This is a genomic window from Staphylococcus agnetis, assembly GCF_002901865.1.
Classification (GTDB): Bacteria; Bacillota; Bacilli; order Staphylococcales; family Staphylococcaceae; genus Staphylococcus; species Staphylococcus agnetis.
Map to the genome: position 1 here is coordinate 1 of NZ_PPQF01000112.1, position 3,113 is coordinate 3,113.

The window sequence follows — 3,113 nt, forward strand, 5'->3', positions numbered from 1 at the left end:
CTGCTTAAGAATAAATTAAGAAGTATTTTATACAATAATTAGATATAGAATATTGTTAATAAATACTTAAGATGAATTTAATTTTATAATATTGCAAAACAAAAAATGAGGCTATATAATTACTGACGTGTAAGATACCAAATTACATTAGCAATGATTAATATTGTTAATGTTTACTGTAATTTAAAGCATATCAAATTTTGAAGTTTGAAAAAAATCTAAGAAGGCGGAGAAAATACTATGAACAACACACAAAGATACGGCATCAGAAAGTATAAAATCGGAGCAGCCTCTATTGCTTTAGGCACGGTAGTAGTAATAGGAATGGGCGATAGCAATGAAGCATCTGCTTCTGAACAACAAGTGAGTCACATTACTACGTCAACACACTCTGTTGAATCACATGTTGAAGAGCGAACAACACATACTGAAATTCACTCACTCCAGCAAAATGTTTCAAATGAAAATCTTCAAAAAGAAGCAATTCATACCTCAAAAGATAATGAAATACAAGATGTATCACAGCAACAAACTTTCAAAAATGGACAACAAAAAGTATCTCAACATACTAAACCTGAAAATATTGTAGCAAAACCCGTTACACTTAAAGTTGTTGACGCACCACAAAAATTAGAAATGACAAAGAGTCAAGAACAACTTGCACAACATGAAAAAGGGCTAGATGTAACCGATAAAGTGACGGTAATTAAGAGTGAAATCAAAGGTCATGAAGGTAAAAAAATTATCACGCCACACCAAGCAGAGCGCATTACATTAAATTATAAATGGAAATTTGATAATCGTATTAAATCAGGTGATCATTTCCATTTTAATATTAGTAATAATGTAGATACACAAGGCATTGCATTTAAGAAAAAAGTACCTGAAATAAAGGACAATAACCATGTTGTCGCTCGTGGAGAAGTATTAGAAAATAACAAAATTCGTTATACATTTACAGATTATGTGAATTACAAGAAAGATATTAATGCTGAATTGTCATTAAATTTATATTTCAATCCAGTAACTGTTCCTAATAAAGGAAGACAAACTATTGTAGCAACATTAGGAAATAAAGAAACAAAAGCAACATTTAAAGTGAACTATCTTGATGGTGTACACGACAAAACTGGTTCAAGAGTAAAAGTAAATGGACGTATACACAAATTAGATAAAGAGAATCGTACATTTACTCATATTGCATATATTAATCCTGATCAAAAACACTTACACTCTGTAGATGTGGTCGGCTATTTCCGTAAAGGTGGCACAGTAGTGAGTCGTCCTAAAAATGTTCAAATATATGAATATGTTGGAAAACGACCATTAGCACAAAGTATCTATGCAGACTTTAATACAGACGATTATAAGGAAGTAACCAAAAACGTAAATCTAATAGTTTATGATAATGGTCAATATAAAGCGAGATTAGGTGATTTAAATGGCAAAGCGTATGTCATTCGTTTTGATGGCCAATATCTTGAAAATGCCAATGATTTGAGCTTTGCTACTGAATTGACAGGTCATCATTATGTTAATGGTTATTATCGTCCAACTAAACTCACATGGTTAAACGGTGTGACATTCTATTCTAATAACGCACATGGTAGTGGCCAAGATCGTTCATTTAATGGTCAAAGTGAGCATATTGATTTCACATATGATACTTATAAACCGGAACATCATACGCAGCAGGGAGTATTAAAAGAAAGTTATGATTCAAAACCAATTGTGTCGATAACTGAGTCTGGATCAGAATCCGGTCATGCAAAAGGTCAAATTGTAGAAACTGAAGATACAATGACAACGGATTATATTACAGAACAACATCTCATCGAGTATCAAGAAGAATTACATATTAAACGTGGTTCTCATAAAAACATATGGTTTGAAGAGGATACGAATGAAGACAAGCCTTCAATTCAAACAGGTGCGCATCATCCGATCAAAATACAAGACAATACGCTACCAAAAGTGAGTGGTGAAACTAAAGGGGTTATAACTGAAGAAGACTCGAAACCATCTCCTTTACCAAAACACTCTAATGAAAACAATTTAGAAGTACCTCAACCACCTGTAGCGCCAAAAGGTAACGAACAAATGGAAAAAGATCAGCACCAATCTGCACCTAAAATTAAAGATAATTCTAAAACAAAGCAACATCGTAAAATAAGTAAAGAAAAAATTAATCATCAAAAGAAAGTTACACCTCAAATTAAAAGTGAAACACCTAAAAATAAGAAAGAAATCATTACAACACCGTCATTAAATGATAACCATCGTCAAGGTTCAACTGAAATGACTAAAAACATCAAAATGACACACAAAGATTATAAAGAATCACATCGACCATCCTTACCTGAAACTGGACAATCGTCTAACCATCATTCTTATATTATTGGAACGGTGTTGAGCTTCTTTGGATTCTCATTCATTGTTAGAAGAAAATGTGAAAAACGTCATTAAACACTATTTATATGTAAGTTAAATGAATAAACTTATATCATTATCAATGGACTAGGTGAAATTAATTGACCTAGTCTATTATTTTGTGAGAAAATTCAGACTATAATTTTATTGTAAGATAAATAATTTGTAAGGTATATCCATACTAAATAGAAAGTTTGTTTGTTCTTGTGGATCATTAGGTCATTTGATTTAAGGGGGTATTTGTTTATGCATTCGCACATATTAATATTATGTTTTAAAAGTATTTAGAAGGGGTGAGAATATGAAAAAGGTGGTTATTATATTTTATATTATTTACCTTTTCAGTATACTATTCATAACATTAAATCCGTATTATATTCAAAATCATAAAGGTGCAGATATTGTAATTGTTATACATATGCTATCATTCGTTTTACTTTTTATCTCTATGACAATCGGTATATTTGATAAAGTGAGACGAGAGGAATGGCTATTAAGTGTTAAATTATCTTTAGTCATGATGTTTATTGTAACGCCGTTGTTAATGATTTTATATTTTATAGTTATTCCAACAATTATGATAGGATTATCATAGATGCAATTATTATTAATGTTATAATTAAAATAAAAAACATAAAATAAAAGTGATGTTTTTTAACGTGAGGTGTAGGAAGGTGAAACAC

2 protein-coding genes are annotated in these 3,113 nt (G+C 30.7%); both read left to right on the plus strand.

The window, feature by feature from the left end; all coding sequences use genetic code 11:
* Nucleotides 1–240: 240 nt before the first annotated feature.
* Complete coding sequence (locus tag CD172_RS12795) at nucleotides 241–2,466, plus strand: fibrinogen-binding adhesin SdrG C-terminal domain-containing protein (protein ID WP_103346476.1); 2,226 nt, start codon at nucleotides 241–243, stop codon at nucleotides 2,464–2,466.
* Nucleotides 2,467–2,731: 265 nt separating this feature from the next.
* Nucleotides 2,732–3,025: a hypothetical protein gene (locus CD172_RS12015; RefSeq protein ID WP_103346477.1), complete on the plus strand. Its 294-nt coding sequence runs from the start codon at nucleotides 2,732–2,734 to the stop codon at nucleotides 3,023–3,025.
* Nucleotides 3,026–3,113 lie beyond the last annotated feature (88 nt).